The sequence below is a fragment of the Natranaeroarchaeum aerophilus genome, assembly GCF_023638055.1.
GTDB lineage: Archaea > Halobacteriota > Halobacteria > Halobacteriales > Natronoarchaeaceae > Natranaeroarchaeum > Natranaeroarchaeum aerophilum.
In genome coordinates this window covers 614404-631671 of the sequence record NZ_JAKRVY010000001.1, presented here as the reverse complement: position 1 = coordinate 631671, position 17268 = coordinate 614404, and the positions used below count along the sequence as shown (strand labels likewise).

Here is a 17268-nt window from a genome sequence, read left to right as displayed (position 1 = left end):
TCGACAGCCCCACAGTGTCCGTATGGACGAGATCGAGCTGTACATCCCCGAGGGAATCGTTGACGCACTGCCCGCAGATGGCGAGGAAACGAAACAGGACATGGGTCGAGCGATAGAGGGCTGGGAACGCGAACTCAACGCTGCGCTCGCCGACGACGCCGTAGGGACGGTTGTGGACATACTCGACCACTTCGAGGAGCGGTGGGAAGCCTACGACGAGTACGTCGTCGAGTTGCGCGCGTGGGGCCAATCGCCCATCTACGCGATGGGGTGGCGGGATTTGCACGCCGCCGTCATCCACCAGCTCTACGACCACGACGAGCTGGCCGATCGGATCGACCGCGAGCGCAACGCCCGGATCGTCGACGACGGGATCCGTCACGGTGGGGGCTCGTCGTGACGGTTTTAGCGAGTGCAGCATGTCGGGTGCCCCGGTGATGGTCGAGCGCGAACGGAGCTATCGCGGCGTCTCCGCCCGAGCGCTCATCGGTTACCTGGAGAACCTCGGCGGCGAGCGGGTCGACGACCGGACCGTCGAGGGCGAGGACTGGTGCGCCTCCTTTTCGGAATCGAAAGTAAGCATCGGGCCGTCGATGAAGCTCACCGAAACCACCGTCACGTTCGAGGGCGAGCGCGCGGAGACGCTGGATCCCCTGATCAAGAAGTTCTCGCAGAAGGCGGTCCGCGCCGGGGGCTGATCCCGGACGCATGACCGATTCCGAGCGCACGCATCCGATCGAGGGCCAGACCGTGCTGCTCGCCGGCGCGCGCGCCAGTGTCACCCTTTCCCAGCTCTCAGCACTCCTCGAACGGGCCCAGCAACAGCTCGTTGACCAGCGCGTCGAGTACGCCAGACAGTTCGAGGGAATCGACGGTACGGATGGGCGGACCTACTTCCTTGCGTCCGATGGTCACTGGGCGCGGGTGGGTGAAGAACTCGGTCTCACCGACCGCGAGGCCGACGCGCTCAGACGCGCACACGAATCACAGTTCCTCCGGGACGGTCGCACACTCGACCGACTCGATGAGTTCGAGACGAGCGTCGAGATCAGGGAACCGGTCGCGATCGCCCAGCCGTGACGCGGCTGCTCAGGGGGTGGTGATCGTGTCGACGACACGCTCGGAGAACTCTATTTCGGTCAACTTCCCGTTGTGTAGTTCGTCGATCCACTCCGCCTCGACGTACCAGTGGCCCTTTTTGTTGCCCTCGAAGTCGGTGACGAGTGCGTCGATATCCGCGCCAGTCCAGTCATCCTCGTGCAGGTCGCGGAAGACGTTGATCACCCGGCCGACCTCGCGATGGGGAACGACGCTTTCGGATTCGGCGGCGATGGACTCGTAGCTGACCTCGTAGCCGTCGGCCGTCTCGGTTACTTCGTCGACGTAGACGCCGTGGCTGGTGAGGCGTGACTCTACTCGAAACTCGAAGTCGTCCGTCTCGTTCATAAATATGGAAACCGATCAGTCGTCCGCCGGTGCCGCCGAGTCGCCCGCGGAGACGCCGGTGCCGGGCCCGATATCGATGCCGAGGTCGTCGAGCTTTTCGTCCGGGACGACGCCGTCGACCCACTCGCGGACCTCGTAGTACTCGTCTTTGAGCTGGTCGAGCTCGGCCAGTTGCCCCTCGCTACCGCCCTGTGCGGGGATGGCGTCCTCGTGGCCCTCGACGAACCGGCCGGGCAGGTCGTCGTCCGCACCGTCGAAGCCGGCGAGGTTGTTGTAGTAGCGTTCGAGATTGTAGATGCGTTCGCCTGCCTCCATCAGCTCGTCCTCGGTGACGTCGAGGCCGGTCATGCCGTTGTACTGAAGCACGTACTCCTCGATCCCCTCGGCGAAGGCGTTGAACTTGCAGATGTCAAAGGAATCCGAGATGGCGTGCAGGTCCTGGAAGAGCGCGCAGAGTTCGCCTTTCCCCTCGGGATCGTGTGGGTCGACCTGCTCGGGAATACCGAGGATCTCCGCTGCGGGGGTGTACCCCCGCAGGTGACAGGCCCCGCGGTTCGAGGTGGCGTAGCCGATCGCCATCCCTTTCATACACCGTGGATCGTAGGCTGCCATCGTCTGGCCTTTCACCGCCAGCGAGTTCTCTTCGGCGTCGAACTCGTCTTCCAGGTGTGCCGGGCCGCCAGCGAGGTGATCGCCGAGGTCGTCCGACCGGTGAGCGATCCGACCGAGCATGTCGATCATCTCCTCGGTGTCGCCCCAGTCGAGCCCATCGTCAAGGTCGTCGAATTTCCCCTCGTCGGTCATCTCCATGGCCATCGCCATGGTGTTGCCCGCGTCGATGGTGTCGATGCCGAGGTCGTTACAGCGGTCGATCATCACCGTGGTCGCCTCGGCGTCGGTCTGTCCGGAGTTCGGGCCGAGTGCCCAGCCGGACTCGTACTCGAAGGACTCCATCCGGACGTTCAGCTCCTCGCCTTTGTGCTGGGTCTGGACCTCGACTTCCTTCTTGCAGGCGACCGGACAGGAGTGACAGGTCGGCTCGTCGACGAGGATGTTCTCCCGGACGTGCTCGCCCGAGACCAGTTCGGCGTCGAGGTCGCCGCCCTCGGACTCCCGCATCGACCGGGTCGACGTGTACTTCGCGTTCTTGGTCGGCAGGCCATCCATCTCCTCGGTGAGGTTCATCAGGACGTTGGTGCCGTACACCGACAGCCCGCCCTCGTTGGGACGGGTGACGTCGGACTCCTGGATGAGCTGCATCGCCTGCTTGTGGCCCTCGCGGAACGTCTCCTTGTCCGCGGGCTTTGGCATTCTGGTCTGGGACTTGACAACGACCGCCTTGAGGTTCTTCGAGCCCATTACCGCGCCCGTACCGCCGCGGCCCGAGGCCCGGTCGTCCTCGTTGACGATACAGGCGTACCGGACCTGGTTCTCGCCGCCCGGCCCGATCGCCATGATCGAGAGGTTCTTGCCGTACTGGCCGTCGATCTCGTCTTCGACCGTCTCGACGGTCTCGTGGACGCCGCTTCCCCACAGATGCGAGGCGTCCCTGAGTTCGACCTCGCCGTCCTCGACGTAGGCGTACACCGGCTCCTCGGCTTTGCCCTCGAACAGCAGGCCGTCAAAGCCCGCCCACTTCAGGCGCGCACCCGACCAGCCGCCGTGATGGGAGTCAGTTACCTGGCCTCTGATCGGCGATTTCGTACAGACGGCGATCCGTCCGCTCATCGTGGTCTGGGTTCCCGTCAGCGGCCCGTTCATGAACGCGATCAGGTTGTCCGGGCCCAGGGGGTCGACGTCCGGGCCCTGCTCGAAGACGTACTTGACGCCCAGCCCGCGGGCACCGATGTACTTTTTCGCGTCCTCGTCGTCGATGGCCTCGTAGTTCACCTCGCCCTCGCCGAGGTCGACCCGCGCCAGGTGGTCGTTGAATCCGCCCATATCTGTCATAATTATCTATAACGTACTATCGGAGACTGTCCACTTAATGATTCGGTCAAGAAAGTCGTCATTTCGAGGAGCGTAGCTACTGTTAGTGCTTCTCAAAGTCCTCGAGGTCGCCCTGCGGATCCCCGTATTCGACCTCGACGTGGGTGACATCGGCTTTGATCGGACCGCGTTCGCACCACTCGATCATCGCCTCGACGTCCTCTTCGGTTCCCTCGAAAAGCGCTTCCACTCGCCCGTCGTCGAGGTTCCGAACCCACCCTTCGATGTCGTGTGCGCGGGCGGTCTCGTGTGCATTGTCTCGAAAGTGTACATCCTGAACGTCGCCTTCGACAAAAATGTGAGCGCGCGCTTCGGTCATAGACGGAGTTCCACAGCGGACACGAAAACGACCGGGGGCTGTATCAGCTCACCGTCTCCAATACTTTGTACCGATCCCCGGCGTGTCGGTTACCATCACGCGCTCGTACTCGATGTTCGGCAGCATATGACAGGCTTCAAGGATCCCTGTGGCAGTAGCTATGCCAATGCGACCTCCGGAGAGGGACGATCCAGACTCTCATGGGAACGACACAGTCGAACGGTCACATATGGGTGCACCCGCCGTCGGCGAGGCCGTTCACGACCGATTTTCGGCGGACGAGGTATACCAGCGAATCGTCGTTGCCGCGGACGAGGAAATCACTGCCAGCGGGCGTGAACTGTTCTTCAGTGGGATCGCTGCTGGCTTCGCGATCACGATTACATTTCTCCTGTACGCATCGGTCTCCGCGACGACCGACAGCAAGTTCGTCGCCTCCTTGCTCTACCCGCTCGGATTCCTGTATATCATCATCGGCGGCTATCAGCTCTACACCGAGAACACGCTGCCCCCGGTCACGCTCACGCTCGAACGCCTCGCATCGATTCCGGCGTTGTTCCGTCACTGGACGATCGTGCTGGCAGGGAACTTCGCGGGCGGGACGATCGGTGCCATCGTGCTCACCTGGGGTGGCGTGTTCGACCCTGCCGCGGCGACCGAGGCGCTGGAGATCTCTCGACACGCGATGGAGGTCGGCTGGTGGTCGCTCTTTTTCAAGGCCGTGTTTGCCGGTCTGATCGTTGCGGGTGTCGTCTGGGTTGGCTTCGCATCTCGTGATACGATCTCCCGGATCGTTATTACGTATCTCGCATTCCTCGGGATCCCGCTCGGAGGACTCTTTCACGTTGTCGTCACCTACACCGAAGTGCTGTACCTGATCTTCCATGGCGAGCTGGCACTACTCCCCGGCGTCACCGGGATAGTCGTTCCCGTCCTGCTCGGCAACACAATCGGCGGCGTCGCGCTGGTAACGATCGTCAACTACTTCCAGACCAGCGAAAACCGGCTCGAATCCGCCCGGTTCGACGGGATCGAGCGACGACTAACCGTTCGGGAGTGGCTGTTCGGCCGCCTCGCCGGTCGCTCCTACGTCCCGATTCTGGACAGCGCAGAGCGCGAGATCGGTGATGAGGAAAGCGAGTTCCAGATTCTCGTCCCCATCGCGAACCCACGGACAGAGGGACCGGTCGTCGATTTCGCGTGTCGCCTCGCCAGTAGCCGGGAGGGAGCCAGCGTTCAATTGGTCCACATCGTGCAGACCCCGCGCGGTCGCTCCAGGAATCTACGCCCCGGCCAACACCAGAATATCACCGACGAGTCCGAACGGTTGATGACGGATCTCACGGAACGGACCGAGGACTACGATGTCGACGTCAGCACGTCCCGCATCATCACGAACCGGTCATTCGAGGAGGTGTTCGACACGGCTCGGCGCGTCGAGCCGGATCTCGTACTGCTGGGTTGGGAGGAAGACAGACTGTGGAGCGATGCGCGTGCGGAGCGGCCCATCTCCGAGCTCACCAACCAGTTGCCCTGTGACTTCCTCGTTGTCAAGGATCGCGGACTGGATCCCTCCCGGATCCTCCTGCCGACTGCAGGTGGCCCGGACTCCGATCTGAGTGCCGAGATCGCGAACATGTTACAGTCCGTCGCTGGCGCGTCGGTCTCGGTGCTTCACGTCGTTGACGGGCCCGACGAGCGCGACGACGGTGAGCGTTTCATCGGTGAGTGGGCCATCGACCACGATCTCGAGGATGCCGAGATCATCGTCGATGACTCCGGTGACGTGGAAGGAGCGATCAAACGCGAGGCCGACGAGCGGACACTGCTCCTGCTTGGAGCGACCGAACGTGGCCTGCTCTCCCGCCTCGTTACCGACTCGCTTCACTTCGATGTCGTCAACGAGGTCGACTGCTCGGTCCTGCTGGCCGAGCGGCCCTCTCGCCGATCGCTTCGCGAACGACTGTTCGGCTAGCGCTCACTCATCGCCCACATACACTGTCGCGAGCCGCTCCTTGCACTGCGGACAGTTCAGCGTCTGCCACTTCGTCGGATCGAGATCGCCGTACGTCTCCGACCGGATAGCGTCCTCGACCGGGACGGATGCACCGCAGGCGTCACATTCGTAGCTATCTTCGGTGGGCATGGCGGGAGGTAGTCGTCGGGATGGCTTAATCCCCGCCGAATCGTTACGCGAATCGGTACATAAAAACCCGTCCGCATCACATCCGCACATATGCCGGACACGTCACTCGAAGAACTGCTCGAACGCAACGCCCGCCACGTCGAATCGCTTCACGACGACCACTTTGACGCCGTACAGGACGCACAACAGCCCGCCGCAGTTTCGATCTGCTGTTCGGACTCGCGGGTGCCACAGGACGGGATGTGGGACGTCGAGGATCCGGGCTGGCTGTTCACCCCGAGCACGATCGGTAATCAGGTCTGGGACATTCAGGATGGCGAGCGCGTCGTCGATGGGAGCCTGCTGTATCCGATGGTCAACACCGAAACGGACGTCACGCTCGTCGTCGGCCACACCGGCTGTGGCGCGGTGACTGCCGCCCTCGATGCCGTCCAGCACGGAGCCGGGGACGTTCCGCCGGGAATCGAGAAATGGGTCGATCTGCTCGTTCCCGTCGTCGAGGCCGGACTGGACGACGAGCGGGTCGACGCGGACCGCGACGTGAGTCTGGTCGACCAGCTCGTCGAGTACAACGTCGACCGCCAGATCGAGTTCCTGCTGGAGAGCGACGACGTACCGGAGACCGAGACCGTCTACGGCTTCGTCTACGACTTCCAGGGCGTCTACACCGACGAGCGCGGCCGCGCGTATCTGGTCAACGTCGATGGCGAAACCGACGTGGCCGCGCTTCGGGAGCTTGCACCCGCCGAGTATCACGACGCTGTCGACCGGTTGCTACCGTAGCTCGGTCGATAGGGCGCAACTCGCACCGTCGATGGGTCGGTTGTCGCTGTAGGTTCTCTCTCCGAGAGCACAGAGAAACAAATGTTCACGTTATTACGCACTTTTTTCCACAGTGTTTTACAATTCACCGCAGTTCTGAACACGTATCACAACCCTTATCCGTGTTTCCGGCGTCGGTCTGGTTGCAATGGCGAAAGGAAACGTTGATTTCTTCAACGACACAGGCGGCTACGGTTTCATTTCGACGGACGACGCGGACGATGACGTTTTCTTCCACATGGAAGACGTTGGCGGTCCGGACCTCGAAGAAGGCACAGACATCGAATTCGATATCGAACAGGCCCCCAAGGGCCCCCGGGCGACCAACGTCACCCGACTCTAATTCGGTTCTCCGTTTTCAGACGGCGAATACGAACGATATTTTATTTCGGACTCACATCGAACAGTGACGACGCCTCCGGCGTCTGCAGGGCGTACTGCCGGAGCGGTAACACCAGTAGGACCGATGCTATATTGATCTCTCGGTAGCGGTTGCTCACCGCACGCACCGTGCGTATAAAGTCCGCTCCGTCCCTAGTACGCGTGATGCACAGTACCGACGTACTCGTCGTCGGCGGTGGGGGAACCGGCACTGGAATTGCACGCGATCTGGCGATGCGCGGCGTGGATGTGACACTCGTCGACCGGGGAGGACTCGGGATCGGAACGACCGGCCGATCACACGGCCTGTTACACAGCGGTGCGCGCTACGCCGAGGCCGACGAGGCGGGCGCACGCGAGTGTATCGTGGAAAACGAGATCCTGCGGGAGATCGCCGGGGCCTGCATCCGAGATACGGGTGGGTACTTCATTCGGCTCGAAGACGACGATCCCGACTACTTCGAGGAAAAGTACGAGGCCTGTCTCGACTACGAGATCCCGGCCGAACGGATCCCGGTCGAGCAGGCTCGCGAAGCAGTACCGGATCTGGCCGACGATGTCGCTGAAGTGATGGAAGTTCCGGACGGCGTGATCTACCCGTCGCGACTCGTCGCGGCGACGGCGGCTGACGCCCGCGAGCACGGTGCGACGATCCTTCCCGACGCCCCCGTGACCGACCTGCTCAAAGACGACGAGCGGGTGATCGGTGCGGCGGTCGATCACGACGTCGGGAAGATCCACGCCGACCACGTGGTCAACGCGACCGGAGCGTGGGCTGGACAGCTGGGCGACATGGCTGGCGTCGACGTCGAGATGAAACCGACACGTGGCGTCATGATCTGCCAGGAGTACGAGGGACTCGGCACGGTCCTCAACCGGGCCCGGGATCCCGACGACGGCGACATCGTCATCCCGCACGCCGACGAGGTGATTCTTGGGACAACGAGTGTCGAAGTCGACGATCCGGACGAGTACGAGGAGGCCGACTGGGAGGTAGAACGCACCATCGAGGAGTGTGCTGCGATCTTCCCGCCCGCGGCCGACGCACCCGAAACGCGAACCTACTGGGGGGTCCGCCCGCTGTACGCTCCCGAGGAAGCCGAAACCGGCGGTGCACGTGGGATCTCCCGTGGGTTCTTCGTCCTCGATCACGACGAGCGCGACGGTGTCGGCGGCTTTACCAGCGTCGTCGGCGGAAAACTAACGACCCACAGGATGATGGCCGAAGCCGCGGCCGACGCGATTGCCGAGCGCCTCGGCGTCGACGAGCCCTGCCGAACCGCCGACGAGCAGCTGTACGCCCACGACGATCCGGCAACGCTAGACGCGCTGGTCGAGGAGTTCGATATCGACGGCCCCGCCGACGCCGACGTGGTCGGACGCGCGCAGTAACCGCTCCTTCGTCCCGATATCGACGATCGAGGGCCCGTTGACGACCAACGAAACCGTCGGCCACCAGTAGGGCCTGTCTCTCCTGTACTACAATTATTGAAGCGTATTGCTACAAAACTCGAAGTCTATTACTACAGCTTTCGAAGCGTATTGCTACAAAAATCGAAGCGAAGAAAACGGGGGCTAAAGCGGCGTTACCCGCCGAACTCCTCGGTCAGTGCCGGTACGACCTCGAAGAGGTCGCCGACGATCCCGTAGTCCGCGAGGTCGAAAATCGGCGCGTTCGGGTCGGTGTTGATGGCGATAATCGTCTCCGCGCCCTTCATTCCGGCGACGTGCTGGACCGCCCCGGAGATACCGACGGCGAGGTAGACATCGGGCATGACGACCTTGCCCGACTGGCCGACCTGCCGGTTCTTCGGGAGCCAGCCGTTATCGATAATCGGCCGGGACGCCGAGATCGTGGCGTCGAGCGTCTCCGCGAGCTCCTCGATCAGTTCGAGGTTCTCCTCTTCTTCGATCCCGCGACCGACCGAGACCAGGAGGTCCGCCTCGCTGATATCGACGTCGCCCGCACCGACCTCCTCGAAGCCTTTTACCGTCGAGCGGATCGTACTCTCGTCGATCTCGACGTCGACTGACTCGATCACGGCGTCACCCGCCGCTTCGGTTGGCGGCCACTCGGCGTCCCGGACACTGACCGTAACACCGCCGCTTGCATCGACCTCGTTGGTCGTCGCAACCTTCGAGCCGTACATCTCCCGGGTTGCCACGAGGCGGTCGGCGTCGACGTCGAGACCGACCGCGTCGGGGACGTAGGGAAGACCGAGGCGTGTCGCCACGGCGGGGGCGTAATCGAGTCCGTTGACCGTGTTGGGCAACAGAAGGAACTGTGGCGCGACCTCGTCGTACAGCGCTGCGACGGCCTGCGTGTAGACGCCGTGGTTGAACTCCTCGCCCTCGGCGACGGTGAGCACGCGGTCGACGCCCTCGCGGTTCAGTTCGTCGGCGAACGCGTCGACGTCCCCACCGATGACGGCGACGTGCAGGTTGCCGCCAGTCCCGTCGGCGAGTTCGCGGCCTGCCGTGATCAGTTCGAGGCTCACGTCCCGGAGGTCGCCGCGGCGGTGTTCCGCGACGGCGAGTACGTCGCTCATTCTGCCACCCCCTTCTCGCGAAGGACGTCAGCCAACCGCCCGGCGCTTTCGTCCGCACTGCCTTCGATCAGCTCGACGTCGCTGTCAGTTTCGGGAACGTACATCTCCGTGACATCGAGCGCGCTGTCGGTCACCGACGCGTCGACGTCGAGGTCGGCCAGTGTCCGAACGTCGAGGGGTTTGGACTGGGCCTGCCGGATCCCGCGCAGACTCGCGTAGCGTGGCTCGTTGATCCCCGTCTGGATCGTCAGCACAGCGGGGAGGTCGACGTCGGTCAGCTCCTCGACGCCACCTTCGAGTTCGCGGCGAACCGATGCTACCCCCGCGTCGGCGTCGAAATCGAGGTCGTTGACGACCGCCGCCCATTCGTAGCCGACGCGTTCGGCGAGCGCGACGCCAGTCCCACCGAAGGCGTCGTCCTCGGCCTGGACGCCGGTGAGCACGAGATCGGGATCCTCTGCCTCGACAACAGCCGAGAGGATTTCGGCTTTCGCTTCGACGTCGAGGGTTTCGGCCGCTTCGAGGTCGTCGTCCCAGATGCGAAGCGCGCGATCCGCACCTTTCGCAAGCGCCATGCGGATCGTTTCGTCGCTGCGCTCCGGCCCGATCGTCGCCGTAACAACCTCGATGTCCTCTTCCGATTCACTGATCTGGACGGCCTCCTCGACCGCGTAGTTGTCCCACTCGTTGAGGTCGTATTCCCGGTACTGCTCGGCAATTTCGGTGCCGCTGATCTCGAACTCGTCACCGACTGTGACGACTTCCTTGACTGTTACCAGAACCTTCATAATTATCTATTGCACCCGGCAGTCGCTAAACCTTTTTGAAACCTGAAATCCGTCGCTTCCGGTTGATCAGGGTTCGGGGTCTGCAGGATCCTGGTCGGGAAGGCTAATCAGATTCTCGCGACCGATTCGGAGCTTGTTGATCCGGTCTTCCTCGTCCATCGCCGACAACAACTGTGAGACTTTCGCGTTTGACCAGCCGGTCTCGGTGACGATATTGGCCTGTTTCATCCGCCCGCCGTTCTGTTCGATAAGCCGGAGTACGCGCTCCTCGTCGCTGAGGAGCTCGGGGTCGACCTCCTCCTCGGTTGCGTCGTCACTGCTATCGGTCATGACTGGCTCCTCACCGGCCTGTTTCGATTCCTCGTTGGGTGGCAGGTCAGCGACACTCTCCTCGTCCTGACTCCCGATTCCGGTAACCGCACCCGGAAGTGCGCTCTCGACCTGATCCCGTTTTTCCGGACGGTTGACCAGCAGAACCGCAGCTACGAGCGCCACGAGCAACAACACGCCGACGCCACCGCCGATCAGCGCCATCGACGAGAGACCGTTACTACCGGTGCCCGGCGGCTGCGATCCACCAGTCTGGACGTAGGTGATCCGGATGTCGTTTGCCCCGAACGTCACCGGACCAGTCCACTGGGCAGTCCGGTCCTCGAACCCGTCGTCGGGTGGCGTATCGAGGCTGAATCCATCGACTGCGTAGCCGTCGGGCGCAATGATGATGAGTCGCTGTTCGTCGTTCAGATCCGGGAGCCATGTTTCGTCGTCGGTGGTCTGGAAGACATCACCCAGTTCGGTCCGGTCACCGTCGACCGCAGCGAAGTTCGTCCACGTAAACGACAGACGGAGGGTTCCGGTGTCGTCTTCGACCGTCCCATCCCACGTCTCGTCACGTATCTCCATGTCGCGGCCGGTCGCCGCGGACGCCTCCGTAGCGTACGGACGGAACGTATCGGCCGAATATCCGACATCATCGTCATCGCCATCCCGGAGATCTTCGACCAGTTGCTCGAACGCCTCCTGATCCCCTTCGTCTTCGAGTTCGTACTCGGTCGTCACCGTCCACTCGGCATGACCGTCACCGGTAAGCTGGATCTGAAGGGTCTGTCGGACCGACTCGTTTACGTCATCCGTCTCCTGGACTGTCTGAAGGCTCTCCGATGCCGCACTCCCGTCAAGGGCTACGGATCGGTCGTTGGGCGCGGCTACGACACCGCCAGCTGCGACTGCGAGGAGGGCACACGTGAGGGAAACGACCAGCAGGGCGGCAGGTATCCGCATATAGATTCGTGTTATCTCCCGGTAGAAAACGCTTTTCATAAATAAAACGTCTCCACGGGTTATAAATGATCTCACGCCCGCTCGTGGTGTTTCATCAGGGTGCTCTCTGGACCGGTTCACCGCGGTGATCCGCGAACTTTTATATAGGAGTCGCATACATCTCCGGTAATGACGCGTATCCTCGCGACCGTGTTCGTCGCCCTCCTCGTCGTCACGGCCCCGGTGACGGCAGCGGTCGGCCCAACACCGGCCGGCGGCACGGCGTCCTCTCTCGACAGCACGGAACAGGAAACGCCGGACGAGATCTCCTGGGTAACGACCGGGGCGGATTCGACTGCCGAGACGACGACGAAGGGACCCGATCTTGGAAGCGCACTTTCGATGGGCGATACGGAGTTCGAGAACCGAATTGAACTGGGCGCGCTCGAACGCGAGTTCCAGAACGTCGACTCACCCGAGGAAAAGGAGTCGCTGCTCGAAGCGTACCGAGAGGAAGTCGGTGAGCGAACGATCGCACTGCACGAGCGCGAGGCGGCGATCGCTGCGGAGTACAGAGCCGGCGAAATCGACAGCGACACACTGCTACGCGACCTCGCCGAGTTGAGCGAAGAGGCCCGGACGCTCAGCAATACAGCCGACACGATCGAAGAACTCAGTGCGACCGACCCCCGGATTTCGGTGAGCGTTCGTAACGTTCGCGGGGAGCTCGACCGGTTCGATAGCCCGATCCGTCAGGATGCGCTCGACGCGACATACGGCGATGCGGACCGGACGGAGCCAATCCTGCTGTCCGCGGCGGAGGACCGGCTGGTTCTGAGCACCCTCGAGAACGGAACGTACGTGCGTGAAGGAGTCCAGTTCGATCGGTTCGCCCCCGACGAGCCGGGGACGTTCGATAGCCTCACCGAGCTTGATGACCGTGGCCCCGAACTGTACCCATGGATCTACGCGAACCTGTTCGAGTTCGGGATCAGCGGCTACGACTGGCTGATCGGACTCAGCCTCGATCATCCACGCGGACAGTCGATGTCGTATATTGACGCGACTACTCAGGATGTCGTGATGGAGTACCACACGCTCGACGTCGAATCACTCCCGACGACGAGCACGGTCAGCCGGACGAACGAGAACGCGACTATTTCCAGCAATCGCGTCACGGACGGCGGGCCCGTCTGGGTCGAAGTAACCGAACCGGAGTCCGAGGACCCGATGGATGCGAGTATCACAGTCGAGGGGCAACACCCGGTCGAGACCGGCGAGGACGGGACTGCGTGGGTGCTCGCGCCCGAAGGTGACGTTGACGTGACGGCGACGACTGACGAAGGCGAGATCTCGATTACGGTCCGGGATCCGAGCTCCTGATCGCACCCACACATTTATAATGGGAACCGCGGCGATGAGTCGACATGGTGCGTATCGGGGGACGAGCGAGAGACCGTGGCGTGTCGCCGGTCATCGGCGTCGTGTTACTGGTCGCGCTCACGATACTACTCGCTGGCATCGCTGCTGGCGGACTGATCACCGCTGAGTCCCCCGATCCCAGACCGACTGTCGTCGTCGACGCAAGTGCTGAGCCGACAACGAACACAGTCACCGTGCGTCACGTCCGAGGGGGCGCGCTCGATCCATCAGCGCTCTCCCTGCAGATCGCTGTCAACGGCACCGAGCTGGACAAACAGCCGCCGATCCCGTTCTTTTCTGCTCACGGATTCGTTCCGGGTCCGACGGGACCGTTCAACCCGGAAACTGACAGCGAGTGGACGGCAGGCGAGACTGGGACAGTCCGGATCGCGTCGACGAACGACCCAGCCGGAATCGAGGGCGGCGATCGCGTAGGGCTGACGCTCGTCTACGGCGACCACGTGCTCGCAGAAACGACGGTAACTGCCCGGTGAGTCGCTGTTATTCGTCGTCAGGGACCGTTGCAACGGTCGTGATTGCGATGTCGGGCTTGTGTGAGGGACCCATCAGATAATGATCGAACTCCTCGTAGCCCGCGCGCTCGAACATCTCGTCGGCCTCGTCGGCGTCGTAAAACAGCATGATCGCATCGGCAACCCGCTGCATCACCGAGTTTCGGGGATTGTTCGGCCCGACGACGAGCACCTGGCCGCCGGGTTTGACCACGCGGCGGAACTCCCGCAGGGCGTTGACCGGGTTCGGCCAGTACTCAATGGAGCCGGACGACCAGAGCACGTCGAAACTATTGGTTTTGAAGGGCAGACGCTCGGCATCACCGCGGGAGAACTGTACCGGGTCGTGTTTACCGAGTTTGGCCCACGCCTTCTCTAGCTGGTGGACGCTCTGGTCGATACCGTAGACGGTCTCCGTCTCTTCGAGCAGACCTTCGGTGGCGAAGCCGGTACCACAACCGACATCGAGGACGCGATCGTCGTCATCGATATCGAGCAGGCCGATCGCTTCGGTTCGCATCGCTTCGTTCCAGATGAACGGGTTGATCTGATCGTATACCTGCGAGAGGTACTTGTAGAATACCCGTGCACGTCGTTTGTCTTCGAGAACACCCATTGACCGCGAGTTAGAACTGGACAATCATAATCCTGACCGTTCCACGCCCGCTCGTACACCGTGGCTTCGAGTCGAATTGGACGATATCAATCCCCAATAAATGAGTGGATTCAGTTTCGCAACTACCTTATAGGCTCCTTCGCAAACATCCGCCTGCCAAAAGATATGCCGAGGCCAGAGGTCCTTGACCAAATTCAGACGGCTGAAGACGAAGCTGACGAGATCGTTGCCGAGGCCGAGGCGGAGCGGGACGACCGTATCGCCGACGCCCGTGAGCGTGCCGCGGAGATCCGCGAGGAGGCGGAGGCCGAGGCACGAGAGCTGAAAGAACAGCGCCTCGCTGACGCACGCGAGGAGATAGAGGACGAACGGGAGGCAATCCTTGAAGAGGGTCGCCAGAAGCGTGAGCGTCTCGCCGCAGAGGCGAGCGAGCGCGAAGACGACGCTGTCGAGTTCGTCCTCGACCTTTTCGAGGAGGCGGTGCATGCTCAGACCTGAGCAGATGAGCAAGGTGTCGGTGGCGGGCTCCCGATCAGTGATGGAGCCAGTCATCGAGACCGTCCACGGGATGAATCTGGTGCACCTGAGTGACTACGACGGCTCCTGGGAGGGCTTTGACAACGGAGACCCGATCGAGGGCTCCGAACAGGCCTCCGAGAAGCTCGTCACTGTCCGTGCGCTCGAGAGCATCCTCGACATCGAAAACGACGATGCCGGCCCGAGCCGGATCGTCACACGCGAGGAGATCGACGACGAACTGCCGGGGATCCGCGAGGACGTAAACGCCCTCGATGACCGCCGAGACGAGATTCGGGACGAGCTCCGTACCGTCGACGAACGGATCGGCTCGATCGAACCGTTTGTCGATCTCGGAATCGAGCTGGATCTTCTTGGCGGCTACGACTCCCTGGAAGTGCGGATCGGTCAGGGGAACGTCGACGAGATCGAGGCGGCGCTCGACGACGAGGAGAGCGTCGATGCCTACGAGACGTTCACTGGCGATGATGTCGTTGCGGTGTTTGCCCATCCCGCAGACGGTGCCGAACACGTCATCGACGACGCCCTGGTCGGCGTCGAGTTCTCGACTTACGAGGTGCCGGAAAGCGACCGTGCGCCCGAGGAGTTCCTCGCGGAGCTTCGCGAGCAAAAACGGGAGCTACAGGCACAGCGCGATCAGATCCAGACCGAGATCGACGAGCTTCGAGAGGAGGTCGGCGGCTTCCTGCTGGCGGCCGAGGAGAAGCTCTCGATCGACGTCCAGCGCTCGGAAGCGCCGCTGCAGTTCGCGACGTCGAAACGAGCGTTCATCGCCGAGGGGTGGATCCCTACGGATCGATACGACGAGTTCGAGTCCGAACTGCGAGATGCGGTCGGTGACAGCCTCGAAATCGAGGAGCTCGTCGTCGCGGAGTACGACGATCACGGCCACGCGACCCACGCCGAGGAAGTCGATCACGACGACGAGGAATCGGCAACAGCGCAGCCAGACGAAGAGGAAGCGCCGCCAAAAGCAGCAACCGACGGCGGCCACTCTACGGGCAGCGCGGCAGCGGCAGGTGGCGGCGTCGCGATGATGAACGACGCGCCGCCGGTCGTCCAGGACAACCCCGACATTACTGAGCCGTTCGAGATGCTCGTCAACACGGTCAGCCGACCGAGTTACAGCGAGCTTGATCCGACGGTGCTGGTGTTCCTGACCTTCCCGTTCGCGTTCGGGTTCATGATCGGTGACATCGGGTACGGGATCCTCTACGGTGTCATGGGCTATGCCCTGCTCCGATACGACTCGATGGCGATGCAGGCGATGGGGGCGATCGCGATCTGGTCAGGTGTGTTCACCGTGCTGTTTGGCTACCTGTACGACGACGTGTTCGGCGTACATATGTCGGATGTCGGGATCAACCTCCCGCTGGCGGGGATCATCTCGAAGGGGTTAGACGAAGCCTACGTCGCGTACGTCGACCTCTGGCTCGTGGTCGCCGTGCTGTTCGGCATCGCGATGCTGAGTGCCGGCTGGATCATCGGCTTCGTCAACGACCTCAATCACGGCGTCAAAGAGGCCGCCCTCGAGAACCTCTCGTGGGTCGTCGCGCTCAACGGCTTCTTCGCGTGGGTGTTCTCGATGCATCTGGCGGACGCGAAACCCGATTTCCTCGTCGGGGAGAATGCAGCCCTGGTCGATCCGGGACTGCCGATCCTTCCGGCGATCACCGGCCTACCCGAAATCGTGGGACTCGCTGGGCTCGGTCTGTTCGTTGTCGGCCTCGTCGGGATCGGACTCGGCGAAGGGCTACTCGGACTCGTCGAAGTGTTCGCGAACCTGTTCGGACACACCCTCTCGTTCCTGCGAATCCCGGCTGTGTTGCTCGCGAAGGGTGGCATGGCGTTCGCAGTGAACGTGTTGGTCTTCGGTCAGTACATCGACGACGGTACCGAGATGTTCGGACTACCGACCGAAGACCTCAGCACGATGGAGACCGGCTTCGTCGGCCTACTCCACATCGACGCAGTACCGTTCCTACTCGTCCTGCCGATCGCCATACTCGTATTCGCTGTCGGACACTTCTTTGTCCTGCTGCTCGGTATCACGTCCGCAGGCATTCAGATGGTCCGCCTCGAGTATGTCGAGTTCTTTCAGAAGTTTTATGAAGGCGGCGGGGAGAGATATGAACCGTTCGGTTACGATCGAAACCACACGACACAAGACTGATTACATACATGGCAATTGAACTACTAACGACACTGGCAGAGAACGCAACGCTTCTCGAAGCAATGAGTCCGGATACCGCAGCGAACCTCGCGGATGGCTACGCGCAGGCTGCGGCCGCGATCGCCGTGGGCCTCGCCGCGCTGGCATCCGGGTATGCGGAGCGAGGTATCGGGTCCGCCGCCATCGGTGCGATCGCCGAAGACGAGGACCTGTTCGGTAAATCGCTGGTCATTACAGTACTGCCGGAGACGCTCGTGATCTTCGCACTGGTCGTCTTCATCCTGGTGCTGTAGACGCGACCATCCTCT

General features: G+C 62.3%; 20 protein-coding genes. 12 read left to right on the top strand and 8 right to left on the bottom strand.

The window, feature by feature from the left end; all coding sequences use genetic code 11:
- Positions 1-22: 22 nt before the first annotated feature.
- The 3 genes from AArcSt11_RS03205 to AArcSt11_RS03195 are packed head-to-tail and all read left to right on the top strand — an operon-like array spanning position 23 to position 1080.
- The gene (locus tag AArcSt11_RS03205) at positions 23-400 is read left to right on the top strand and encodes a DUF7971 family protein (RefSeq protein ID WP_250594554.1); all 378 of its coding nucleotides are present in this window, start codon (positions 23-25) and stop codon (positions 398-400) included.
- Between the two features lie 37 nt (positions 401-437).
- The gene (locus tag AArcSt11_RS03200; protein ID WP_353617685.1) at positions 438-698 is read left to right on the top strand and encodes a MoaD-like domain-containing protein; all 261 of its coding nucleotides are present in this window, start codon (positions 438-440) and stop codon (positions 696-698) included.
- Between the two features lie 10 nt (positions 699-708).
- Positions 709-1080 carry a DUF8048 family protein gene (locus tag AArcSt11_RS03195; RefSeq protein ID WP_250594550.1) on the top strand — a complete coding sequence of 124 codons (372 nt, stop codon included), beginning with the start codon at positions 709-711 and terminating at the stop codon, positions 1078-1080.
- 9 nt (positions 1081-1089) lie between these two features.
- On the opposite strand, the gene AArcSt11_RS03190 is transcribed toward AArcSt11_RS03195, so the two are convergent.
- From AArcSt11_RS03190 to AArcSt11_RS03180, 3 genes are all read right to left on the bottom strand, one after another.
- Complete coding sequence (locus tag AArcSt11_RS03190; RefSeq protein ID WP_250594548.1) at positions 1090-1446, bottom strand: DUF8159 domain-containing protein; 357 nt, start codon at positions 1444-1446, stop codon at positions 1090-1092.
- 15 nt (positions 1447-1461) lie between these two features.
- A complete protein-coding gene (locus AArcSt11_RS03185; protein ID WP_250594546.1) occupies positions 1462-3396 on the bottom strand; it encodes an aldehyde ferredoxin oxidoreductase family protein in 1935 nt (644 codons plus the stop codon).
- A gap of 82 nt (positions 3397-3478) precedes the next feature.
- On the bottom strand, positions 3479-3754 hold the full coding sequence (locus AArcSt11_RS03180) for an acylphosphatase (protein WP_250594544.1): 276 nt from the start codon (positions 3752-3754) through the stop codon (positions 3479-3481).
- Between the two features lie 160 nt (positions 3755-3914).
- Between AArcSt11_RS03180 and AArcSt11_RS03175 the strand changes: the two genes are divergently transcribed.
- Positions 3915-5729: a formate/nitrite transporter family protein gene (locus AArcSt11_RS03175; RefSeq protein WP_434803489.1), complete on the top strand. Its 1815-nt coding sequence runs from the start codon at positions 3915-3917 to the stop codon at positions 5727-5729.
- Between the two features lie 3 nt (positions 5730-5732).
- Here the strand turns inward: AArcSt11_RS03175 and AArcSt11_RS03170 are convergent, their stop codons facing one another.
- Entirely contained in the window at positions 5733-5900 is a 168-nt protein-coding gene (locus AArcSt11_RS03170; protein WP_250594540.1) for a hypothetical protein, read from the bottom strand.
- Positions 5901-5990: 90 nt separating this feature from the next.
- Between AArcSt11_RS03170 and AArcSt11_RS03165 the strand changes: the two genes are divergently transcribed.
- The 3 genes from AArcSt11_RS03165 to AArcSt11_RS03155 all read left to right on the top strand — a co-directional run bounded on the left by AArcSt11_RS03165 (position 5991) and on the right by AArcSt11_RS03155 (position 8495).
- On the top strand, positions 5991-6683 hold the full coding sequence (locus AArcSt11_RS03165; RefSeq protein WP_250594538.1) for a carbonic anhydrase: 693 nt from the start codon (positions 5991-5993) through the stop codon (positions 6681-6683).
- 187 nt (positions 6684-6870) lie between these two features.
- Positions 6871-7065, top strand: coding sequence for a cold-shock protein (locus AArcSt11_RS03160; protein WP_006087767.1), 195 nt, complete (start codon positions 6871-6873; stop codon positions 7063-7065).
- 200 nt (positions 7066-7265) lie between these two features.
- Positions 7266-8495: an FAD-dependent oxidoreductase gene (locus tag AArcSt11_RS03155; RefSeq protein ID WP_250594536.1), complete on the top strand. Its 1230-nt coding sequence runs from the start codon at positions 7266-7268 to the stop codon at positions 8493-8495.
- Positions 8496-8689: 194 nt separating this feature from the next.
- On the opposite strand, the gene AArcSt11_RS03150 is transcribed toward AArcSt11_RS03155, so the two are convergent.
- The 3 genes from AArcSt11_RS03150 to AArcSt11_RS03140 form a co-directional block, all read right to left on the bottom strand.
- Positions 8690-9652 carry an electron transfer flavoprotein subunit alpha/FixB family protein gene (locus tag AArcSt11_RS03150; RefSeq protein ID WP_250594534.1) on the bottom strand — a complete coding sequence of 321 codons (963 nt, stop codon included), beginning with the start codon at positions 9650-9652 and terminating at the stop codon, positions 8690-8692.
- Positions 9649-10440 (bottom strand): electron transfer flavoprotein subunit beta/FixA family protein, encoded by a 792-nt coding sequence (locus AArcSt11_RS03145; RefSeq protein WP_250594532.1) that lies wholly within the window; start codon positions 10438-10440, stop codon positions 9649-9651. The genes AArcSt11_RS03150 and AArcSt11_RS03145 overlap by 4 nt, the downstream gene beginning before the upstream one ends.
- Positions 10441-10506: 66 nt before the next feature.
- Positions 10507-11721 (bottom strand): helix-turn-helix transcriptional regulator, encoded by a 1215-nt coding sequence (locus AArcSt11_RS03140; RefSeq protein ID WP_250594530.1) that lies wholly within the window; start codon positions 11719-11721, stop codon positions 10507-10509.
- A gap of 168 nt (positions 11722-11889) precedes the next feature.
- On the opposite strand from AArcSt11_RS03140, the gene AArcSt11_RS03135 reads away from it, so the two are divergent.
- A complete protein-coding gene (locus AArcSt11_RS03135; RefSeq protein WP_250594528.1) occupies positions 11890-13083 on the top strand; it encodes a DUF7096 domain-containing protein in 1194 nt (397 codons plus the stop codon).
- Between the two features lie 44 nt (positions 13084-13127).
- Positions 13128-13616 carry a type IV pilin domain-containing protein gene (locus AArcSt11_RS03130; protein ID WP_250594526.1) on the top strand — a complete coding sequence of 163 codons (489 nt, stop codon included), beginning with the start codon at positions 13128-13130 and terminating at the stop codon, positions 13614-13616.
- A gap of 7 nt (positions 13617-13623) precedes the next feature.
- Here AArcSt11_RS03130 and AArcSt11_RS03125 read toward each other — a convergent pair whose 3' ends face one another.
- Positions 13624-14250, bottom strand: coding sequence for a methyltransferase domain-containing protein (locus tag AArcSt11_RS03125; protein WP_250594524.1), 627 nt, complete (start codon positions 14248-14250; stop codon positions 13624-13626).
- Between the two features lie 165 nt (positions 14251-14415).
- Between AArcSt11_RS03125 and ahaH the strand changes: the two genes are divergently transcribed.
- The 3 genes from ahaH to AArcSt11_RS03110 all read left to right on the top strand — a co-directional run bounded on the left by ahaH (position 14416) and on the right by AArcSt11_RS03110 (position 17253).
- A complete protein-coding gene (ahaH, locus tag AArcSt11_RS03120; RefSeq protein WP_250594522.1) occupies positions 14416-14748 on the top strand; it encodes an ATP synthase archaeal subunit H in 333 nt (110 codons plus the stop codon).
- On the top strand, positions 14735-16960 hold the full coding sequence (locus AArcSt11_RS03115; protein WP_250594520.1) for a V-type ATP synthase subunit I: 2226 nt from the start codon (positions 14735-14737) through the stop codon (positions 16958-16960). The genes ahaH and AArcSt11_RS03115 overlap by 14 nt, the downstream gene beginning before the upstream one ends.
- A 62-nt stretch (positions 16961-17022) precedes the next feature.
- Positions 17023-17253, top strand: a complete 231-nt coding sequence (locus tag AArcSt11_RS03110; RefSeq protein WP_250594963.1) for a F0F1 ATP synthase subunit C — start codon at positions 17023-17025, stop codon at positions 17251-17253.
- Positions 17254-17268 lie beyond the last annotated feature (15 nt).